Annotated in this window: 21 protein-coding genes, 1 tRNA gene and 1 other RNA gene; 9 read left to right on the forward strand and 14 right to left on the reverse strand. The window is 70.5% G+C overall.

The window, feature by feature from the left end; all coding sequences use genetic code 11:
• Positions 1-302: 302 nt before the first annotated feature.
• From CKO31_RS18040 to rsmI, 6 genes are all read right to left on the reverse strand, one after another.
• Positions 303-2,093 carry a peptidoglycan D,D-transpeptidase FtsI family protein gene (locus CKO31_RS18040; protein ID WP_306341762.1) on the reverse strand — a complete coding sequence of 597 codons (1,791 nt, stop codon included), beginning with the start codon at positions 2,091-2,093 and terminating at the stop codon, positions 303-305.
• On the reverse strand, positions 2,083-2,406 hold the full coding sequence (gene ftsL / locus CKO31_RS18045; protein ID WP_200240227.1) for a cell division protein FtsL: 324 nt from the start codon (positions 2,404-2,406) through the stop codon (positions 2,083-2,085). The genes CKO31_RS18040 and ftsL overlap by 11 nt, the downstream gene beginning before the upstream one ends.
• A complete protein-coding gene (gene rsmH / locus CKO31_RS18050) occupies positions 2,403-3,335 on the reverse strand; it encodes a 16S rRNA (cytosine(1402)-N(4))-methyltransferase RsmH (protein WP_200240229.1) in 933 nt (310 codons plus the stop codon). Before rsmH ends, ftsL begins: the two co-directional genes overlap by 4 nt.
• Positions 3,336-3,446: 111 nt before the next feature.
• Positions 3,447-3,902 (reverse strand): division/cell wall cluster transcriptional repressor MraZ, encoded by a 456-nt coding sequence (gene mraZ / locus CKO31_RS18055; protein ID WP_274607774.1) that lies wholly within the window; start codon positions 3,900-3,902, stop codon positions 3,447-3,449.
• Positions 3,903-4,459: 557 nt separating this feature from the next.
• Positions 4,460-4,855: RNase P RNA component class A (gene rnpB, locus CKO31_RS18060), an RNA gene on the reverse strand.
• Between the two features lie 46 nt (positions 4,856-4,901).
• Positions 4,902-5,747, reverse strand: a complete 846-nt coding sequence (rsmI, locus tag CKO31_RS18065; protein ID WP_200240233.1) for a 16S rRNA (cytidine(1402)-2'-O)-methyltransferase — start codon at positions 5,745-5,747, stop codon at positions 4,902-4,904.
• 212 nt (positions 5,748-5,959) lie between these two features.
• Between rsmI and CKO31_RS18070 the strand changes: the two genes are divergently transcribed.
• From CKO31_RS18070 to lspA, 5 genes are all read left to right on the forward strand, one after another.
• A complete protein-coding gene (locus CKO31_RS18070; RefSeq protein ID WP_200240235.1) occupies positions 5,960-6,328 on the forward strand; it encodes a YraN family protein in 369 nt (122 codons plus the stop codon).
• Entirely contained in the window at positions 6,325-6,966 is a 642-nt protein-coding gene (locus CKO31_RS18075) for a BON domain-containing protein (RefSeq protein ID WP_200240237.1), read from the forward strand. Before CKO31_RS18070 ends, CKO31_RS18075 begins: the two co-directional genes overlap by 4 nt.
• A complete protein-coding gene (locus CKO31_RS18080) occupies positions 6,917-8,338 on the forward strand; it encodes an FAD-binding oxidoreductase (protein WP_438874021.1) in 1,422 nt (473 codons plus the stop codon). Before CKO31_RS18075 ends, CKO31_RS18080 begins: the two co-directional genes overlap by 50 nt.
• Positions 8,339-8,591: 253 nt before the next feature.
• Positions 8,592-9,458: a sirohydrochlorin chelatase gene (locus CKO31_RS18085; protein WP_200240239.1), complete on the forward strand. Its 867-nt coding sequence runs from the start codon at positions 8,592-8,594 to the stop codon at positions 9,456-9,458.
• A gap of 115 nt (positions 9,459-9,573) precedes the next feature.
• Positions 9,574-10,074: a signal peptidase II gene (gene lspA, locus CKO31_RS18090; protein ID WP_322789174.1), complete on the forward strand. Its 501-nt coding sequence runs from the start codon at positions 9,574-9,576 to the stop codon at positions 10,072-10,074.
• A 120-nt stretch (positions 10,075-10,194) separates the two neighbouring features.
• On the opposite strand, the gene CKO31_RS18095 is transcribed toward lspA, so the two are convergent.
• From CKO31_RS18095 to CKO31_RS18120, 6 genes are all read right to left on the reverse strand, one after another.
• Positions 10,195-10,467 carry an oxidative damage protection protein gene (locus CKO31_RS18095; RefSeq protein WP_200240243.1) on the reverse strand — a complete coding sequence of 91 codons (273 nt, stop codon included), beginning with the start codon at positions 10,465-10,467 and terminating at the stop codon, positions 10,195-10,197.
• Complete coding sequence (gene mutY, locus CKO31_RS18100) at positions 10,464-11,678, reverse strand: A/G-specific adenine glycosylase (RefSeq protein ID WP_200240245.1); 1,215 nt, start codon at positions 11,676-11,678, stop codon at positions 10,464-10,466. Before mutY ends, CKO31_RS18095 begins: the two co-directional genes overlap by 4 nt.
• 21 nt (positions 11,679-11,699) lie before the next feature.
• On the reverse strand, positions 11,700-13,835 hold the full coding sequence (locus CKO31_RS18105) for an AsmA family protein (protein WP_200240247.1): 2,136 nt from the start codon (positions 13,833-13,835) through the stop codon (positions 11,700-11,702).
• Positions 13,832-14,185 (reverse strand): putative signal transducing protein, encoded by a 354-nt coding sequence (locus CKO31_RS18110; protein ID WP_322789175.1) that lies wholly within the window; start codon positions 14,183-14,185, stop codon positions 13,832-13,834. The genes CKO31_RS18105 and CKO31_RS18110 overlap by 4 nt, the downstream gene beginning before the upstream one ends.
• Positions 14,158-14,231, reverse strand: a tRNA-Gly gene (locus tag CKO31_RS18115). The genes CKO31_RS18110 and CKO31_RS18115 overlap by 28 nt, the downstream gene beginning before the upstream one ends.
• Before the next feature lie 143 nt (positions 14,232-14,374).
• Positions 14,375-16,210, reverse strand: coding sequence for an AMP-dependent synthetase/ligase (locus CKO31_RS18120; RefSeq protein WP_200240249.1), 1,836 nt, complete (start codon positions 16,208-16,210; stop codon positions 14,375-14,377).
• Between the two features lie 145 nt (positions 16,211-16,355).
• Between CKO31_RS18120 and thiS the strand changes: the two genes are divergently transcribed.
• The 3 genes from thiS to CKO31_RS18135 all read left to right on the forward strand — a co-directional run bounded on the left by thiS (position 16,356) and on the right by CKO31_RS18135 (position 18,042).
• On the forward strand, positions 16,356-16,556 hold the full coding sequence (gene thiS, locus CKO31_RS18125) for a sulfur carrier protein ThiS (protein WP_200240263.1): 201 nt from the start codon (positions 16,356-16,358) through the stop codon (positions 16,554-16,556).
• A 70-nt stretch (positions 16,557-16,626) separates the two neighbouring features.
• A complete protein-coding gene (locus CKO31_RS18130; RefSeq protein ID WP_200240251.1) occupies positions 16,627-17,439 on the forward strand; it encodes a thiazole synthase in 813 nt (270 codons plus the stop codon).
• Between the two features lie 30 nt (positions 17,440-17,469).
• Positions 17,470-18,042 (forward strand): Uma2 family endonuclease, encoded by a 573-nt coding sequence (locus CKO31_RS18135; RefSeq protein ID WP_200240253.1) that lies wholly within the window; start codon positions 17,470-17,472, stop codon positions 18,040-18,042.
• Positions 18,043-18,116: 74 nt separating this feature from the next.
• Here the strand turns inward: CKO31_RS18135 and CKO31_RS18140 are convergent, their stop codons facing one another.
• Positions 18,117-18,734 (reverse strand): Uma2 family endonuclease, encoded by a 618-nt coding sequence (locus CKO31_RS18140; RefSeq protein WP_438874022.1) that lies wholly within the window; start codon positions 18,732-18,734, stop codon positions 18,117-18,119.
• Positions 18,735-18,853: 119 nt separating this feature from the next.
• Complete coding sequence (locus CKO31_RS18145; protein WP_200240255.1) at positions 18,854-19,441, reverse strand: class I SAM-dependent methyltransferase; 588 nt, start codon at positions 19,439-19,441, stop codon at positions 18,854-18,856.
• 204 nt (positions 19,442-19,645) lie between these two features.
• On the opposite strand from CKO31_RS18145, the gene trmB reads away from it, so the two are divergent.
• Entirely contained in the window at positions 19,646-20,365 is a 720-nt protein-coding gene (gene trmB / locus CKO31_RS18150; RefSeq protein ID WP_322789176.1) for a tRNA (guanosine(46)-N7)-methyltransferase TrmB, read from the forward strand.
• Positions 20,366-20,405: the final 40 nt, after the last annotated feature.

The raw sequence follows: 20,405 nt of genomic DNA on the forward strand, positions 1-20,405 counted from the left end.
GCGCCTGTCTGCGGCGCGCTTTGCGAGGCTCGGTACCGGGATCACCGGCAGCGATAGGTCCCCGGCGAGACGCGCCAATTCCGTCTCGCCCCAGTCCGCATCGGGCTCCGCGGCATGGACCAGCCCGTGAGTGCGACGCCCGGCGCAGGCGAGGAACAGGCAGCCGGGCCGCGCCTGAGCGCTGTGCAGCGTCAGATCGGACACCCGCGGGCCGGACTCGAAGGGCAGCACGGCAAAGCCCCCGAGCAGCTCGGCCAAGGGCCAGCTCGCCGCGCTCGGCGCACGCTGAACGCCGGCCATGCTCATTCCTCGCCCTCGCGCTTGAGCCCGGCGAGCAGCAGCTCCGCCTGCGGGTCGTCCGGCGGCACGTTGTAGAGCCGCAGCGCCGCCTGCATGACCTTGGCGAACGCGGGTGCGGCGACAATGCCGCCGTAGTAGGACTCGCCGCGGGGCTCGTCCACCATCACGACCATGACAAAACGCGGCTGTGAGATGGGCGCCAGGCCGGCGAAGACGGATTGATACTTGCCGGCGGCATAGCCGCGTCCGGTGGCCTTCTTGGCAGTGCCCGTCTTGCCGCCGACGCGGTAGCCCGGAATCTTGGCGCGACGCGCCGTGCCTTTGTTCGACACCACGGTCTCCATCATGGCGCGCACGGCCCTTGCGGTGTCGACGGAAAACACCCGCTCTCCGGCAGGCACCACATCCCGTCGGCGCAGGGACACGGGCAGGCGCACGCCGTCGTTGGCGATCACGGCATAGGCCTGGGCCAGCTGCAGGGAGGTGACGTTGAGGCCGTAACCGAAGGCCAGGGTGGCATGCTCGAAGCGCGACCAGCCCTCGTAGTGCGGCAGGAAGCCGGTGCGCTCCCCCGGGAACTCGACACCCGTGATGCGCCCGAAGCCGAGCCGCCCATAGCTCTGCCAGAGCACGGCGCGGTCCATGCTGTGGGCGATCTTCACAACACCCACGTTGCTCGACTTGGTGACCACGCTGGTGGCCGTGAGCAGGCCGTAGTTGCGAATGTCGCGCACGCGGTTTGCGCCTACGCGCAGTACTCCGGGGGCGGTGCTCACGGGCGTACGCGGGCTGATGACTCCCGCCTCCAATGCTGTCGCCACCACTAACGGCTTCATCGTCGAGCCGGGCTCGAAGACGTCGGTGAGCGCGCGATTGCGGCGGCTCTCTACCGGCTCGCTGCGCGCTGCATTGGGATTGAAGGCCGGCTGGTTGACCATCGCGAGCACTTCGCCCGTGGTCACGTCCAGCAATACCGCAGTGCCGGACTTGGCGCGATGCTCGGCCACGGCGCGCTTGAGCTCACGGTAGGCCAGGAACTGCAGCCGCCGGTCCAGACTCAGGACCACGTCCTCGCCATGGGACGGGGGCTTGATCTGCTCGACCTCTTCCACCACCCGTCCACGGCCATCCTGGATCACCCGGCGCTTGCCCGGGTCGGCCCGCAGCCTGTCTTCGAACACCAGCTCGATGCCTTCTTGGCCGATATCGTCGACATTGGTGAAGCCCACCACCTGGCCGAAGATCTCACCGCCTGGATAGAAACGGCGGTACTCGGTGTCGGTGCCGATGCCGGCGATGCGGTAGCTATCGGTGACCTCGCGCACGGCTTCGGAGCAATGGGGCTCCACTCGCCGGCGCAGGTACATGAAGCGCCGCCCTTGCTCGACGTAGGCGTCGAGCCGCGCCGAGAGGTCGTCCACCGGCACCTCCAGCGCAGTTGCCAATGGCGGCAGGGCCTCGGGTCGCCGGGCGAGCTGTTGCGGGTCCGCCCAGATGGTGGACATAGACGTGCTGATGGCCAGCGGCTCGCCATTGCGATCCGTCACCATGCCGCGGCGTGCGGCGATCTCGCGCTCGCGCAGGAAACGCTTCTCGCCTTCGTCGCGCAGGAACTCGTGCTCCAGCACCTGGCGATGGAAGGCCGCACCAACCACGGACAGGCAGGCGGCGGTGAGCATCAGACCGAGCACCGCCCGGCGTACCGCGAAGTTCGGCGGCCGTCGCCGCGCCATCTCGACCCGGTGCATCCGGGCCTTCATACGCTCGCGGGCTCGGCCGGGCTCAAAGCGCATCGTCAGCCTCCGGTACGGCGACCTCAACCACCCGCACCTCGCCGCCGGCGGGCATGATCATGTCGAGCTGGGTGCGCGCGTTGTCCTCGATGCGCGTGTGGGAGGTCAGCGCCGCCTCCTGGATCTGCAAGCGCCCCCATTCCACGTCCAGGGCATCGCGCTCTGCGCGCACCTGCTGCAGGGTCCCGAACTCCTCCCGGGTCAGGTACTTCACGTGAATGACCGCCACACCGGAGGCGAGCACCGCAGCGGCGAGCATCAGGGCCACCACCAGCCCTGCGCGGGCGCCGCCGGAACCTTGCTGCCTGCTCATGCCAGGCGCTCCGCCGCCCGCAGCACCGCGCTGCGTGCCCTGGGATTGGCCCGCACCTCGTCGTCGCCGGGGCGCACCGCGCCGCCAATGGGCCTGAGGCGGCGCGGCACCTGGTCGTCGGTGATGGGCAGCCCCTTCGGCAGGGACGCACCGCGGGATTCGTCGCGGATGAAGCGCTTGACGATACGATCCTCTAGGGAATGGAAGCTGATCACCACCAGCCGCCCGCCGGCGGCGAGCCAATCACAGGCGCCGGCGAGCAGCGCGCGGAGCTCGTCGAGCTCGGCGTTCACTTGGAGGCGCAGGGCCTGGAAGGTACGTGTGGCCGGGTGCTTGCCCGGCTCTCGGGTCGGCACCGCACGCTCGCACAGCGCGGCGAGCTGCCCGGTGGTGGTGATGGGAGACTCGCCTCGCGCCGCGCAGACGGCTCGGGCGATGCGCTTGGCAAAGCGCTCCTCGCCATAGTCCTTGAGCACGCGGGCGATGTCGCGCTCGGCCGCGGCGGCCAGCCAGTCGGCGGCGCTGGTGCCGGCACTCGGGTCCATGCGCATGTCGAGCGGGCCTTCGGCGCTGAAGGCAAAGCCGCGCTCGGGGCTGTCGAGCTGCGGCGAGGACACGCCGAGGTCCGCCAACAGCCCGTTCACGCGCCCCGAAAGCCCGGCGCTGTGCACCAGGCGCGACAGCTCGCCGAAGCGCGCCCGGCGCAGCGTCAGACGCGGCTCGGCAGCCGCAAGCGCCGCACCGGCGGCGACGGCGTCCGGGTCGCGGTCCACCGCCAGCAGCCGGCCACCGGAGCCGAGGCGCTCCAGGATGGCGCGCGCGTGCCCACCGCGACCGAAGGTGGCGTCCACATAGACGCCATCCGCTCTTACCCCCAAGGCCTGCATGCTCTCCCCCAACAGGACCGGTATGTGTTCTCGCGAGTCCATGCGGATTGGTCTTATCTGATTATTTCGGCCGCCTGCCCGTCCGCGGGTGGCTGTCGCCTCGATGCATTGCCCCGCCCGGCTCGGGGTCGGGGTCGGGGTCGGGGTCGGGCGCTAAAGCCGGAAATCGGCAAGCTCCGGCTCCTCGGCCAAGGCCGCGGCGGCGAGCTCGCGATCGCGCTTCTGCTGCTCCGCCCAGGCGTCTTTGCGCCATAGCTGGTAGCGGTTCCCCACCCCGATCAGGACTGCTTCTTTCTCCAATCCCGCCAGGGTCCGCTGTGCCGGCGTCAGCAGCACCCGTCCCTGGGTATCGAGCTTCGCGTAGCTCGCGTAGCCGAGCAGGGTGCGCTGCAAGGCCTCGGTGGTGGGCTTGAGGCTCGGCAATTGGTTCAGCCGGTCCGCTAGCTCGTCGAAGTAGGGCTCGGGGTACACCAGCAGGCGGTCCCCCAGATCGGCCGTGACGACGACGCGCGAGCAACAGAGCTCTTCGAGCTTCGCGCGCTCCGTTGCCGGAATGGCGATGCGCCCCTTGGCGTCGAGGCTCAAAAAGAATGTCCCGTAGAACCTCATGGGCCTCGACCGCGTCGGCTGCGCACATCCACTCTACAATGCCCCAGAACTCCCCACTTCTCCCCACTTGCCCGGCAGTTTAGGAGAGCGGCAGCGTGCGGTCAAGGGCTTGCCGTGCTCTTTTTCGCTGCCATGTCAGAAACTTAACCTCATAATCTAAAGCGGCTAGTAAAGCACCCAATGGCCGGCCTTATCAAAGACATAGTTGTCCATCTTAAAGCGCGCACTGAGCTTGACATACGGCCACGGATGGCAGGCCGAGCGGGCGCCCGGGCGGGATCGGGGAGAGAAGTGGGGAGGGGTGCCAGGCGCCGCGTCTGCGGCAGCAAAGCGGCGTGCCAGGCGGCCTGCTCGGCATCGACCGCCCGCTGTCGCTTGGCTGCATCGGCCTCCCGGGCTGCCTGCGGTGGCACCGCGCCGCCGTCTCGGCGGCTCGCTCACCGTTTCGTGCACTAGCGCACAGCTTGCTGGGGGCTCGAACCGACATCCACACCGGATTCGGGGGCGCGCGATGTCCGCGCGCCGGGCGATGTGATGGCCAGCGCGGAAGAAGAAGAAGGAGGAGCCGGCCGATAAGCCGGGTTCTGTCGCGGGCAGTCATTCATCTGGGGCGTACGTCGCCGCACGCCTCTTGCGACCTACCCGGGAGCGCCTGCGGGCCGCAGGCTGCGGCAGCGGCTGTGACGCCGCGCCGCGTGCTCCCCTATTTGGTCTTGCTCCGGGTGGGGTTTACCGTGCCGCCGCGTGTTGCCACCGGCGCGGTGCGCTCTTACCGCACCTTTTCACCCTTACCACCTGCCGTGCAGCAGGCTCGGCGGTCTGTTTTCTGTGGCACTTTCCGTGGGCTCGCGCCCCCCAGGCGTTACCTGGCACCCTGCCCTGTGGAGCCCGGACTTTCCTCCCTCCCGCGCCCGGCAGGCCGGCCGCGGGAGCGCGACTGCCTGGCCGACTCCCCACGCAGTATTCTACGCCGAGTCAGCCTGGCGTGCCGGGAAAGACTCAGTCCCCACGCGCCGCGAGCGCCCGCCGGTAGAGGTCGTTGCGGCTGCCGCCGGTTATCCGCGCGGCGAGGGCCACGGCCTGCTTCAGCGGCAGCTCGGCGGCGAGGATGTCAAGCACGCGCTGCTCCTCGGCGGCGGCGCCCGCTTGGTCCGTGTCCCGCAGCCCGGCCACCAGGATCACCACCTCGCCCCGCTGTTGCTCGGGGTCCGCCGCCACCTGCGCCGCCAGCTCGGGCAGCGCCCCGTCCAACAGGGTCTCGAAGCGCTTGGTGAGCTCGCGGGCCAGCACGGCCGGCCGCGGACCCAGCACCGCTGCCAGGTCCGCCAGTGTCGCCGCGGCGCGCCGGCCGGCCTCGAACAGGATCAGCGTGCCGGGCTCCGCGGCCACGGCGCCGATCCATTCCCGCCGCGCCCGCTCGGTGCGGGGCGGGAAGCCGAGGAAGAGGAAGCGGTCACTGGGCAGACCGGCGGCGGAGAGGGCACAGATGGGCGCACTCGGACCGGGCACGGGCAGCACCCGAATGCCCGCGGCGCGGGCGCCGCGCACCAGCACATAGCCGGGGTCGCTCACCAGCGGAGTGCCGGCGTCGCTGATCAGTGCGATGGACTCGCCGGCGGCGAGGCGCTCCAGGAGCTTCGGTGTCTGGGCGGCCTCGTTGTGCTCGTGGTAAGCGACCAGCGGCGTGGCGATGCCGAAATGCGTGAGCAGCGGGCGGCTGTGGCGGGTGTCCTCGCAGGCGATCAGATCCACATTGGTCAGGATCTGACAGGCACGCGGGGTCATGTCGCCCAGATTGCCGATGGGCGTGGCCACCACATAGAGTACACCCGCTTCGCCGCTCACCGGCTGCCTCGCTCAAGTATCGTTTCACCCCAAGGCGGCGCCAGGCCCCGGACCGGCTCGACGCGAGCCGCCGGCATCGGCTGCCGCGCCGCCACAGGGTCAGTGTGCTGACAGCCCGCGACAAGGGCAAGGGCGCCGGCACACGCTCCCGGCAGCGGCCGCGCTATGCTAGGGATGAGCAGCCACCAGCAGCGCAGGCGCCGTCATTCAGCATGCTCCGATCACGCGGCAACAAGCAGGCCACCGGCGCCCGGCACGAGGAGGCCGCGCGCCGCCACCTGGAGCGCCGAGGACTGCGCTTCGTCGCCGCCAATGCCCGCTGCCGGCAGGGCGAGCTGGACCTCGTCATGCGCGACGGCGACACCCTGGTGTTCGTGGAGGTGCGCTACCGCGCCAGTGCTCGCTTTGGCGGCGCCGCCGCCAGCGTCGATCGGCGCAAGCAGGCGCGGCTGGTGGCCGCCGCAGGGTATTATCTGAGCCGTCACCCGACGGATCTGCCCTGCCGCTTCGACGTCGTCGCCATCAGCGCCGACGGGCAGGTGCAATGGATCCGGCATGCCTTCGACGGAGCTCCCGCATGAACGGAACCCGACCCCCGCGCATCCCCTCGCTCACCGCCGCCCTGGTCCTTGCGGCCACGGCGGTCCTGGCGCTGCCGGGCTGCGGCCCCATGGTGGTGGCCGGGGCCACCTACAGCGCCGCCGTGGTCTATGACCGGCGCAGCGCCGATGTGGTGCTCGACGACGAGATCATCGAGCTGCAAGCCCGCGATGCCTACTTCAAGAACCCGGACCTCAGCGAGGACAGCCAGCTCAAGGCCACCAGTTACAACCATACCGTCCTCATCACCGGCCAGGCCGAGACGGCGCAGATCGCCGATCGGTACGCGCGGGTGGTGGCGCAACTCCCCAAGGTGAAGCAGGTCTACAACGAGGTCGAGATCGGCCCCATGATCGGCATCGGGCAGTTGGGTAAGGACGCCATGCTCACCTCCCGGGCCAAGCTGGCCATCCAATCCATCAAGCTCCCCGGCTTCGACGCCCTGCGGGTCAAGGTGGTCACCGAAAACGGCGTCATCTACCTGATGGGGCTGGTGACGCCGGAAGAAGGCGACGCCACCGCAGAGAAGGTGCGCCGCATCCCGGGCGTGCAGCGCGTAGTGAAAGTCTTTGAATACATCGAGCCCAAACGCCCGGCCCAATCAACCGCCGCTGCCTGAGGCCGCGCGCCAGGCGCTGGCGGACGCCGTCGGCGCCGGCGGCCTGCTCACCGACCCCGCCGACTGCTGGCCCTACGGCTACGACAACAGCCGCCGGCAGTGCCTGCCGCAGGCGGTGGCCTTCGTCACCGACGCCGAGCAGGTGGCCGCCGTGGTGCGGGTCTGCAACGCGCACCGCATCCCGCTCACCGCCCGTGGGCTCGGCACCGGCACCACCGGCGCCACGGTGCCGGAGCCGGGCGGCGTGGTCGTCTCCTTCGAGCGCATGAGCCGCATCCTCGCCATCGACCCGGCGAACCGCCTGGCCGTGGTGGAGCCCGGGGTGGTGAACGACGACCTCCAGCGCGCGGCGGCCGAGCACGGCTTCTTCTGGCCGCCGGACCCCACCAGCGCCGCGGTGTGCACCATCGGCGGCAACCTCGCCTACAACGCCGCCGGCCCCAAGGCCGTCAAATACGGCACGCCGCGGGAGAATACCCTGGGGCTCGAGGCCGTCACCGGCACCGGCGAGCGGCTGCGCACCGGCGTCATGACCAGCAAGGGCGTAGTGGGCTACGACCTGACTAGGCTCATCATCGGCTCCGAGGGGACGCTGGCCCTGGTGACCCGGGCGACGCTGAAGCTCACGCCCCTGCCGGAGGCCAAGCGCACCCTGCGCGCCACCTACCGCGACATCCACAGCGCCGCCGCCGCGGTGGCCGCCATCATGGCCCAGCCCATCACCCCCTGCGCGCTGGAGTTCATGGACGCCGCCGCCATCGACATGGTGCGCCGGTTTTCCGACTTGGGCGTGCCGGACGGCACCGGTGCGCTCCTGATGATCGAGGTGGACGGCCCCGCCGACTGCGTGGACGCGGCCGCCGAGGACGTGGGCGCCGCCGCGCGCAACGACGGACTCATCGAGCTCGCCGTCGCCGCCGACAAGGACGAGATCGCAGCTTTGTGGCGCACGCGCAAGGCGCTGTCGCCGGCGCTGCGCCACGTGGCGCCGAAGAAGATCAACGAGGACGTGGTGGTGCCCGTGGCCCGCATCGCCACCTTCATCGACGGCCTGGAGCACCTCTCGCGCGAGCACGCCATCACCATCGTCAACTTCGGCCACGCCGGCAACGGCAACATCCATGTCAACCTCCTGGTGAACCCCGACGACCCCGACGAAATGGCCCGCGCCGCCGTTTGCCTGAGCGCCGTCTTCGACCTGGTCGTCGAGCTCGGCGGCACCCTCTCCGGCGAGCACGGCGTGGGCCTGGAGAAGCGCGACTTCGTCGACCGCGAGCTGGACCCTGTGGCCATGGACCTCATGCGCGCCATCAAGCGCCAGTTCGACCCCAACGGCATCCTCAACCCGGGCAAGGGCTTGCCGCCTGCCTGAGCACAGGCTCACGTCCTAGCGTGGCGGCGTGGCGATACTGGAATTTACACATCCAAGCACACCAATCAGGGTGCCAAACATACGCACAAACATCGAGCTACGACCACAAGGCATTGCGCACGGAAGACTAACGTGTATCTGATCGATACCTCGGTATGGATCGACAGCCTGCGCAATCAGGACAACGCAGCTGGCAAGATCCGACCGCCGCCTCCATAACCTGGGCAACGCCAAGCTTTCTGCACAGCCCAAAATGCTCCTCCTGCTCGACAACGGCTCCCGCCGCCCCGCCGCGACCCGCAATCTCCGCCGCCTCGCCCACCACTTGAGCGAGCAGCTCGGCACCGAGGTCCAGCCCGTCTCCGCCCTGCATGCCTCGCGCATTCCGCCCGAGGAGCTGGACGGCATGCCGGCGCAGACGCTGGAGCCCTTCCTGCGTGCGCAGGTGGCCGCCGGCGAGGATAGCTTCGGCATCGTGCCGCTCTTCTTCGGGCCGAGCCGGGCCATCAGCGCCTTCGTGCCCGAGGTCGCAGGCCGGGTCGCCGCCGAGGTGGGCCCGCTGGAGGTGCGGGTGGCCGATGCGCTGTGCCCGCTGCCGGCGGGCGAGCCGCTGTTGGTGGAGATCCTCGCCGATCAGGTCCGCAGGGTTTTGCCGGCGCACGGCAGCCCTGCCGTCGACGTCCTGCTGGTGGACCACGGCTCGCCGCTGCCGGCGGTGACCGCGGTGCGCCATTGGCTCGCCGAGGGCTTGGCTGCGGCGCTGGCCGACACGCCCGACACCAAGATCGAAGTCGGCGAGGCAGTCATGGAGCGCCGCGAAGGCGCCGAGTACGCCTTCAACGGCCGCCTGCTCGCCGAGGCCCTGGCGGAGCTGGGCGCAGCGGCCTCAGGCGAGCAGCCCCGGCAGGTGGTGCTGGCCATGGAGTTCATCTCCCCCGGCCGGCATGCGGGACCCGGCGGCGACATCGCCGACATCGTCGCCGAGGCCGAGGCCGCCCACCCCGGGCTCCAAGTCCGCATCAGTGAGCTGATCGGCGAGCATCCGCGATTCGTCGATCTGCTCGCCGCACGCGCCGCGGGCCTCGAGGAACGCGGGCCTATCGAGCTGCCGCAAGGGTGACCCTGAATTCAGACATCCGATCACGCAGAGCGGACGTTGATGAAATAGGTGGCGAAGCGCCTGCGATGATCCCACAATGCGCGCCCCATCTCGGTCCGACGCGCATCCCTCACCCGTGAAGCACTGGCTCTGGCTCTCTCTCGTCGTCCTGCTGCTGGACCAGGCCAGCAAGTGGCTGGTGCTCGCGTGGCTCGAGCCCTACCAGGTGGTCGAGCTGGTGCCGAATCTGAATCTGACGCTGATGTTCAACACCGGCGCCGCCTTCAGCCTGCTGTCGGACGCCGGCGGCTGGCAGCGCTGGCTGTTCGCGGCCTTCGCGCTGGCGGTGACCCTGGTGCTGGTGGTCTGGCTGCTGCGCCTGAAGCCGGGCGAGGGCTGGCTCGCGGCGGGGCTCGCGCTCATCGTCGGCGGCGCCGTGGGCAACCTGGTGGATCGCATGCTGCTGGGGCACGTGGTGGACTTCATCCAGGTCTACCTGCCCTTCATTCCGCTGGCGCTGTTCAATCCCTGGCCGTCATTCAACGTCGCCGACAGTGCCATCACCATCGGCGTGGTGATGCTGATTATCGAAAGCCTGAGGGGCGAGCGCAGACACGACACCGCGGCCGAGCGCTGAATCGGCGGCGACTGCCCGCCCTCGAGCCGCTTCGCGCACTGCTTTACCGCTTTGACCCCGCGAGCACCGCCGGCGGGATGCCGGCGCGGGGGTCAGCGGCTGCGGATCAGCGACTGGGGGTCATTCCTTGGGCGGCACGTAGCCTTCGGGCATCGCGGCTCCCTCGCCGAAGAAGTACTTCTCCATCTGCTCCTCCAGGAACTTGCGCGCCTTCGGGTCCATGGGGCTCAGGCGGTTTTCGTTGATGAGCATGGTCTGGTGCTTCAGCCAGTCGCCCCAGGCCTGCTTGGAGACGTGCTCGAACACGCGCTTGCCGATCTCGCCGGGGTAGGGCTGGCGCTCCAGTCCTTCGGCCTCGTGGCCGAGCTTCACGCACTGAACCATTCGTGTCATTGGGCTTCTCCGTTGTCGTGGGATGCGGTGCGGGCATCGGCGCTTTGCAGCTGGGCGACGGCGTCGTCGAGGAGCCGACGGATGGGCGCCGGCAGTCCGAGGTCGCCGGGTTGCGCCGGGTCCACCCACAGGCCCCCTAGCGCCTCGGCGACCCGGTCCGCCGTCGCCGACCCGGCGGCGCCCGCAGGCGGCGCTTGGTCTCCGGGGAGATTCAGCAGCACCGCGTCGATGTCCAAGTGAAAGTGGGTGAAGGAATGCCTGCGCGGAGCCAGCATTTCAAGCCGCGCCGGGCCCGTGCCCAGGCGCTGCCGGCACCAGTCCGCGGCGGCGTCGGCGACGGGCCGCTCCGGCTGCGGCTGCGCCAGCGCCGGCGGCACCCAAAGACCGCCCCAGACGCCGCTGGGCGCTCGGCGCTCCAGGAGCAGGCGCCCGTCCGGCGCCACCACCAGCAGCAGACAGGTGCGGCGCACCGGGTTGTCGCGCTTCGGCTTGGGCGCCGGATAGTCGCGCTGGGCGCCTTGGTGCAGTGCGATGCAATGCGCCGCGACGGGACAGCGCCCGCACGCAGGCGAGGTGCGGGTGCACAGGGTGGCGCCGAGGTCCATCATCGCCTGGTTGTAGGCGGCGACCCGCGCCGCGGGCGTCAGAGCGTCGGCGAGCCGCCAGAGCCGGGCCAGCACATCGTTCTTGCCGGGCCACCCCGGCACCGCGAAGCAGCGCGCCAGCACCCGCTTGCAATTGCCGTCCAGGATGGGCTCGCGCTCGCCATGGGCCAGGGAGCGAATGGCGCCGGCGGTGGAGCGGCCGATGCCCGGCAGTGCCGTCAGGGACGCCATGTCCCGCGGCAGCTCCCCGCCGTGCTCGGCCATCACCAGGCGGGCAGCCTTGTGCAGATTGCGGGCGCGGGCGTAGTAGCCGAGACCGGACCACAGGTGCAGCACGGCGTCCTGGTCCGCCGCCGCCAGCGCCGCCGGGTCCGGGAAGCGCGCCATGAAGCGCTCGAAGTAGGGAATCACCACGGCCACCTGCGTCTGCTGGAGCATGATCTCCGAGACCCAGACCCGATAGGGCGTCGCCGGGCGCTGCCAGGGCAGACCCTTGCGGCCGTGCTCGTCGAACCAGGCCAGCAGCGCCGCGGCGAAGTGCGCCGCCTGCCATGGCTCCGCGGGCAGCTCCGCGAGGAGATCGGTCCGGTTTGCGCGCGGCTGCATCGAGTCGCCTGCCAAGCGGGCTTAGAGCCCGAACAGGTTGCGCAGGCCCTCTTCCAGGCCCTGCACCCCAGTGGCGTCCTCCAGCTGCTCCAGCACGTTGCCGTCGCCGTCCAGGTGACGGCGGGCGGCGCGGCGCGCGGCCTCGGCCACGGCGGGGCCGAGCTCGGCATCCACCTCGGGCGCGGTGACGGGGCCCGTGATGCGGATCGGTACCTGGATACCGGCGAGGCCCTTCAAATCCGGCCCGTCCGGCGGCTGCACCAGGGTCGCGGTGACATCGGCCTGCACGCGCTCCGCGGGCAGGTCCAGGGCGCCGGTGCCGGCGAGGGCGAAGAGCCGCACGCGGCCGTCGATGTCTTGACTGCGGAAGACGCCGTCCTCGCCGTCGGCGCTGAGCCCCAGCCGCGAGATGGCGAGGGTGTCCGGCGTGACCTCGATGCCGACGGTGGACAGCAGCGGCCCGAAGCTCGCAGCCGCCCGGTCCAGCGCCGCCAGCCGGCCGTTTGCCACGCGCAGGCGCAGGCTGCCGGAGAGGTCGCGGCGCAACGCTTCCGTATCGCTGCCGGCGGCGGCGAGCTCCGCGGTCAGATAGGCGGTGCCCGTCATCTGCGGCTCTCCCTGGAGGTCTGTCAGCAGTGCGCCGAGGTCGGCGCCCGTCGCCTCGCCGCGCAGCGTCTGTCGAGGGGGTGCGGCGGGGCGCTGCATGCGCTCGATTCGGGCCTTGAGGGTGCCGCCGTAGAAGGCGCCAGCGGCGATGTCCAGGACGGTGTGTCGGCCCTGCTGGAGCGCGTTGACGCCGAGATCGCCGTAGGCGAGCGCGCCCGCCCGCAGCGACTCGGCGCCCAGATCCAGCACCAGGTCCGCTGCATCCGGCCCCTGCGGCAGCGCCGGCAAATCCGGTTGCGCCGGGCCGGGTGCCGCCGCCTCGGCGATGGCTGCGCAGTCGGCGCCGGCCAGGCTGGAAGCCGCGGCGTCCGGGGCGCTCTGTGCCGGCGCCCGCAGGTAGGGATCGAGGTCCAGCCGGTCCAGGCGCAGCGCCGCCGCGGCCCGGGGCGCTTGGCCCAGCCGCAGGCTGGCGGCGGCGCGGGCCTGGCTGTCGTCCAGGCGCAGCGCCAGGGGTGCGACGTCGAGCCGACCCGCGACGAGCTCGACATCGACGGCGGCGGCGACACACCGCAGGCGGTCCGCCGCGCCGGGGATGGGATCGTCCAGGTGGCGGGCGAGCCAGCGGCGCAGGTCCAGCGGCGCGAGCCTGAACCGAGCGCGGGCGGCGCCGACGGCGGATCGCGGCGCCGCGCCGGTGGCGGGCTCCAGGACTAGCTCCCCGCGCAGGTCCAGCTCACCCTCGGACAGCGCCAGGCCGCTCACGCGCCAGACCCCGGGGGCATTGCGCACGGCGCGCTCGGCGCTCAGCACCGGCGTCACGCCGAGCAGCGAGCCCAAGCGCAGATCGGCGCCCGCGAGCCGCAGCGGGGCCAGCGTCAGCGCCGGCAGGTCATCGGTCTCGGCCTGCGCGCCGAAGGTCAGGGTGCCGGCGAGGCGGCCGTCGTCGGTGATCAGCGGCAACAGCGCCAACACGGTGATCGGACCGGTGCCCGCCGAGCGCGGCGGCCGGCCGGGCTCGCCAAAGACGGGCCAGCTGAGCCGCCGGGCGCCCGCCGGATAGCGCAGGGTCAGCTCGGCGTCCCGCACCTCGGCGCTCGGTAAGCTCAGCGCCGCGAGCCAGTGGGGCATAGAGGGGGGCATGCGGGGGGGCGACATCCGGCGACGGGTCGGGGTCATCGATTGCAGGGCGATGCCGTCGGCCTGCAAGAGCACGGGCTCCGCGCGGCCCGACAGCAAAGGCGCCAGCGCCAGCTCCAGGCGCATGCGCTCGGCTGCGGCGAGCGGTGCCGCGGTATCACTGCCCGCCGCCAGGACGCGCACCGGACCCAGCACGATGCGCGGACGGGGCAGCAGGCGCAGATCGGCGACGGCGCCCACCCGCACCGGCAGGCCGAGCGCCAGACTCGCCTCCGCCTGGATACGCTCGCGCAGGGCCTCGCGGTCCACCAACGCCGGCGCGGCGGCGAGCAGCGCCGCCAGCACCAGCGCCAGTGCGCCCGCGGCGACCAACGCGACCCGCAGCGCTCGGCGCCTATCCGGCCCGGCGCTCATGGGCGCTCACCGCCGCAGCGCCAGCAGATGTCGAAGCTGCCGTCTACCAGCTCGCCGCAGCCGTGGCAGACCCAGGAGCCGGCGGGCTCACGATGCTGATCGTCCAGAAAGCGCCCGAGGAGCTCACGGGCGCGCTCGAGGTCGTCGTCGTGGACGATCCACACGGTCGGGTAGACATCCGCCGGCAGCTCGCCGATGGCGCCCGTGAGGTAGTCGCCGAGGATGGTGTTGTCGACCAGATGGCGGTCGAGGAAGTCGCTCAGCAGCTGGGCCTCGATACGGTTGGCGGCCTGGTAGAGTCGCTGCATGACGGCGGGGAAGCTGGAGCGGGTGATGGGAATCGAACCCACGTCATCAGCTTGGGAAGCTGAGGTTCTACCATTGAACTACACCCGCGTGGGCGGATGATTGTAGGCACGAGTTGGTTGCCGCGGCAAGGGCCGGGCGCGGGGCGAGCGATGAATTGAAGGAAAGGGCTGAGGGCTGAGGACGGGGGCTTGCGACTGAAGGTGTCTTGCTTGGCCCTCCGCCCTCCGAGCTTAGCCCCTCTCCCCCTCGTACATCCGCTCCACGGTGCCCTGATAGCGATCCAGCACCTGGTGGCGCTTGATCTTCATGGTGGGGGTCTGGAGGCCGTTGTCGATGGTCCAGGGCTCCAGCGTCAGGCCCACGCGGCGGATCTTGGCATAGCCGGGGAAGTCCGCCAGCGCCTCGCGCATGCGCCGGAGCATCTCCTTGTGCAGCTCCGGGTCGTCCAGGCTCGCCGGGTCTTCGGGGGCGAGGCCGTACTCCCGGGCCAGGCCGGGCCAGAGGTCGGCATTCAGCACCGCCAGCGCGCTGAGGTACGAATGCCCCTCGCCGATGACCATCACCTGCTCGAACAGCGGGTCCAAACCGAGCGCTATTTCCATGTCCCCCGGCGGCACCTTCTCGCCGTTGGAGAGCACCAGGATGTCCTTGATACGGCCGGTGATGTAGATGTAGCCGTTGTCGATGCGCGCTTGGTCTCCGGTGCGCAGCCAGCCGTCCGCGCTCATGATGCGGGCCGTCGCGGCATGGTTGTTCCAGTAGCCCAGCATGTTGCAGGGCCCCAGCACCTGCAGCTCTTCGTCCGGGCCGATGCGCGCGCGGATGCCCCGCAGCAGCCGGCCGACGCTCTGCGGGCGGTTGTCCTGAAGCGGGTTCACGGAGATCACGGGGCTGGTTTCCGTCAGGCCATAGCCCTGCAGCAGCGGCAGCCCGAGCCCGATGAAGACCCGCCCCACCTCGAACGGCAGCGCCGCGCCGCCGCTCACCGCCGCACGCATCCGCCCGCCGAGCCGCGCCATGACGGGCGCCGCCACCTTGCGCTTGAGCAGCGGCCAGAGCAGCAGCTTCGGGTGCCAGCCGCGGCGGCCCTGGCTCATCTCGAAGCGCAGCCAGCCGACGTCCACGGCGAGCCGAAACAGCCGCTGCGCGAGCTTGGAGCGGCCCTCCAGCTGGCCCTGGATGCGCTGGTAGACGCGCTCGAACACCCGCGGTACGGCGATGATCACCGTCGGGCGGATCACCTGCAAATCCTCGCCGAGCTGGGTGACGGAGCGGGCATAGGCCACCTCGGAGCCCGTCATCATGGGCAGGAACAGGCTCGCGGTGCGCTCCAGGGTGTGCGACATGGGCAGAAACGACAGGAACACGTCCTCCTGATAGACATCCACCACGGTGACGGCGCCGTGGGCGTTGCTCAGGATGTTGTGATGGCTCAGCATCACCCCCTTGGGCCGGCCGGTGGTGCCGGAGGTGTAGACGATGGTGGCGAGTGCGTTGGGGTCGCCGTCGCGCTGCTCCGCCGGCAGTGCGCGGCCGGCACCCGCCGCCGGCAGCCAGTCGGCGGCGGCCACCGTCCGCGGGTCCCCGGCGGCCTGCTGGCGGGCGCCCTCGCGGCCGTCGACGATCACCACCCGCTGCGGCCAGGGATCATCGCCGATGACCTCCGCGAGCCGACGCCAGCGGTTGGCGTCCTGGATGCAGAGCAGCTTCACCGCCGCGTCCTGGAGGATATAGGCGGCGTTGTCCGCACGGTCGTCGGTGTAGAGCGGCACCGTCACCAGCCCGAGGGACAGCGCCGCCTGGTCGATGACCACCCAGTCCGGGCAGTTGCGCAGCAGTATGGCCACGCGGTCGCCGGGCTCCAGGCCCTCGGCGGCCATGGCCGTGCGCCAGCGCGCCACCGCCGCCGCGGTCTCGCGCCAGGTGAGCGCCCGCCAGTCGTTGGACTGGCGGTCAAACCAACGGTAGGCGACGCGCTCCGGCGAGCGGCGCACGCGCTGGTGAAAGAGGCCATCGAGCGTGCGTGCCCGCTCGACGGGGATGAGATCCTCAGACCAAGTGGCCAACTGTCCGTCCTCGTCATCGGGCGGGCGCCGTGGGTCAGCAACGCCCGCGCCCATTACGTTTTCGTACTGCTGCAAGGCAGGGAGTCTATTGTAAAATTCCGTGCTTAACATCTCCCGCTCGACTGGTAACAGCGCCAACGCCGCCATGCAGATCACCATCAACGGCGAAGCCACCGAGATCCCCGACGACCTGTACATGAGCGCGCTCATCGACCGCCTGGGCTTGACGGGCCGGCGCATCGCCGTGGAAGTGAACCAGGAGCTGGTGCCGCGCAGCCGGCTCGATGCGCATCCGCTGCACGACGGCGACCGGGTGGAGATCATCCATGCCGTCGGCGGCGGCTGACGCCTGCGCGGGCCGGCGCCCACCCCAGGACGCTTCAAGCCCAGGACGCCTCAACAGCCAGAGACCCCCAATGCCCCAAGATCAAGCCATCCCCGCCGGAGCGGCCACCGACGGCTTCACCGTCGCCGGCCGCAGCTTCCGCTCGCGTCTGCTGGTGGGCACCGGCAAGTACAAGGACATGGACGAGACCGCCCGCGCCATCGACGCCAGCGGCGCGGAGATCGTCACCGTCGCCGTGCGCCGCAGCAACATCGGCCAGAGCGCCGAGGAGCCGAACATCCTGGACGTGCTGCCGCCGGAGCGCTACACCATCCTGCCCAACACCGCCGGCTGCTACGACGTGGACAGCGCCGTGCGCACCTGCCACCTGGCACGGGAGCTGCTCGACGGCCACAACCTGGTGAAGCTGGAGGTGCTCGGCGACCAGAAGACCCTGTTCCCGGACATGCTCCAGACCATCGAGGCGGCCCGGGTGCTGATCAAAGACGGCTTCGACGTCATGGTCTACACCAACGACGATCCGATCATCGCCAAACAGCTCGAAGACCTCGGCTGCTGCGCGGTAATGCCGCTGGCGGCCCCCATCGGCTCCGGGCTCGGCATCCGCAACCCCCTGAACATCCTTACCATCGTCGAGAACGCCTCGGTGCCCATCCTGGTGGACGCCGGCGTCGGCACCGCCAGTGATGCCGCCGTCGCCATGGAGCTCGGCTGCGACGGCGTGCTCATGAACACCGCCATCGCCGCCGCCAAGGACCCGGTGCTCATGGCCAGCGCCATGCGCAAGGGCATCGAGGCCGGCCGCGAGGCCTATCTGGCAGGGCGCATGCTCGCCAAGCGCTTCGCGTCGGCGTCCTCGCCCATCGAGGGGACGTTCTTCTAGGGCAGCGGCCACTGCGCGACGCAGCTGATCATGTCCCAAGCGCTCCCAGTCGCCCATGTCCCGGTCGCGGAGTACCTCGACGGTGAGCGCGTCTCGGACGTCCGTCACGAATACGTCGACGGGGTCGTCTACGCGATGGTGGGCGTCAGCAAGACCCACAACCGCCTGACCAAGCGCCTGTCGCGGCTCGTCGACGATGTCACCGAAAACCTGCCCTGCGAGGCATTCACCACCGAGGTCAAGGTCCGCATCAAGACCCTGGACACGGAGCGCTTCTATTACCCGGACCTGCACGTCGAGTGCGAGCCCTACACCGAAGACCCGTACTATTCCGACCACCCGATGCTGGTGATCGAGGTCCTCTCCAAACGCACCGAGCGAAAGGACCGGTCGGATAAGTTCTACGCCTACCGCAAGCTGCCGAGCCTGATGGAGTACGTGCTGGTGGCCCAGGACGAGCCCAGGGTCGAGGTCTACCGCCGGGACCGCGACTGGGAGCTTGAGGTGTACGGCGCGGGCGACCGGCTCCGACTCGACAGCATCGGCGGCGAGATGGCCGTCGATGCCGTCTACCAAGGCATCGAGCTGTCCCTGGACGACTGATCGGCGTCGATTCGCATGCCGCCGATTTCGCCGGGCTTGCGCCTGCTGTCGACAGCAGCCGCTGCCCGGGCTCCCTAATCCCCTGTGCTCTCGACCGGCTCGAAGGTCACGTCTTCGTAGATGGCGTCCAGGCCGCAGGCAAAGTCCAGCGTTTCCAGCCGCAGCCGCCCGCCCTCCGGCACGGCCTGGAACAGCCAGCCGTCGTCGCGGCGGGAGAAGACTTCGACGCTGCGGCTGCGGGAGTCCACGAGCACGTACTCCTTGAGCGTCTCCAGCCGGCGGTAGTGGGCGAACTTGGTGCCGCGGTCATAGCCCTCGGTGCGCTCGGACAGGACCTCGATCACCACGCTCGCATGCTGCTTGGCGGTGCGGCGCTCCGCATCGCCCGGGTGGCAGGTGACGAAGACGTCCGGGTAGAAGAAGGCGTCCGCCCGCTCGACGCGCAGCTTCATGTCGGCGATGTAGACGCGGCAGGGGCCGCCGCGGACATGCGAGCGCAACAGTGCGAACAGGTTGCCGGCGATGGTGACGTGCTCGTCGCCGGCGCCGGCCATCGCGAAGACCTCGCCCGCGACATACTCGTGCTTGATGGGCGACTCGGCCTCGCCGGCGAGGTAATCGTCGACGGTGATGTAAGGGATTTCGGCGAGATTGGACATAGCGGTCAGGCGCTTGGGTTTCGCTTGGCTCAATTAAAGCACGTTGACGCCGGCAAGCCAGCGCCGACCCGGGACACGCCTATGGCTGATCGGCATCACGGCGCCGGCCGCCCAGCCCGTCTGCCTGGCCCGGCCGCCCAGCCCCGCCGCCTTCAGGCGCCCGGCTTCACCAAGGCCGCCGAGAAGTCCCGGTGCAGGTAGCCGTCGACGATGGTCACCTCGGCGCCCAGCTCGGCGGCCCAGGCCTCCACCTCCGCCGGCTGGCGGTAGTTGAAGGTCTGGGAGTTGTCCTTGCCGTGCAGCAGGTTGAACGCGAAGCCCGTGCCGGCGGCGGCATAGCAGCGCCCGACGGCCTCGCGCGTCTCCTCCAGGGTCAGGTTGTTGAGCGCACCGCTGCACACATACCAGTCGGCGGGCGGCAACGGGTCGGAGAGCACGTCGGCCTGGCGGATCTCGGCGCCGGTGCGCTCGCGGGCCACCTCGACCATGCGCTCGTGCAGGTCGATGCCGATGTAGGCGCCCGGCTCCTCATCATGCTCTTGCAGGTAGAGCAGGAAGTCGCCGAAGCCGCAGCCCAGGTCCGCCAGGGTGAGGCCGCTTAGGTCCTCCGGCAGCAGCTCCCGCAGCACGCGGAAGCGGGTCTGCTGGGAGCTGGCGGACTGGTAGTGCAGCCCTTCGGCGGTGTCGCCGTAGTGGCTCAGGACGTGGTCGTAGAAGTCGTGGACGCTGATGCGGGGCATGGCGGTGCTGCTGACGGGTCTCGGCTGGCGGGTGGGGGTAGAATGGGGCGCGATCATAGCGCCGGCCCCGCGCCTGCGCAGTATTGCCGTCGCGGCGATGCGCCCACCGGTACCCGGCCGCATGCTCGGCCCGCTGCCTGCTTGCCTGACGGCGCTTGCTGCTGCACTCCGGCACACCAGACACCCGCACGCTCCCTAGCGCCCGTGACCCACCTCGCCGACCCGGACCAGCCCCATCACCGCCCAGTGCGCAGCTTCGTGCTGCGCGAAGGCCGGCTCACCGCGGGGCAGCAGCGGGCCTTCGAGACGCTCTGGCCGCGCTTCGGCGTGGACTGGCAGCCCGGCACCCTGCTGGACCCGACGGCGCTCTTCGACAGCCCGCGGCCGGTGGTGCTGGAGATCGGCTTCGGCAACGGCGAGTCCCTGGCGGCGCAGGCGGCGGCGGACCCGGCGCGGAATTATCTCGGGCTCGAAGTGCACCGCCCCGGCGTCGGCCACCTGCTGCTGGCCGTCGAGCGTCTGGGGCTCACCAACCTGCGGGTGATGCGCACGGACGCCCGTGCCCTGCTGCGGCCGCCGCCGGACGGCGGGCTCCCCGCGGCATCGCTCGCGGCGGTGCAGCTCTTCTTTCCGGACCCGTGGCCGAAGAAGCGCCACCACAAGCGCCGCATCGTGCAGCCGGACTTCATGCAGGACGTGGCCCGCGCGCTCACGGCCGGCGGCATCTTCCACGCCGCCACCGACTGGGCGCCCTATGCCGAGCACATGCGCGCAGTCCTGGAGGCCATGCCGGCCCTGTTCGAGAACACCGCCGGCGCCGGGCGCTTCGCCGAGCGCCCGGCGAGCCGCCCGCCGACGAAGTTCGAGCGCCGCGGCGAGCGTCTGGGGCACGAGGTGCTCGACCTGGTGTACCGTCGTCGCTGAGCCGGCGCGGGCGGTAACCGGCGCGCCGGCTCAGCGACGA

Origin of the sequence: Thiohalocapsa halophila (genome assembly GCF_016583825.1) — a bacterium.
Taxonomy (GTDB): Bacteria; Pseudomonadota; Gammaproteobacteria; order Chromatiales; family Chromatiaceae; genus Thiohalocapsa; species Thiohalocapsa halophila.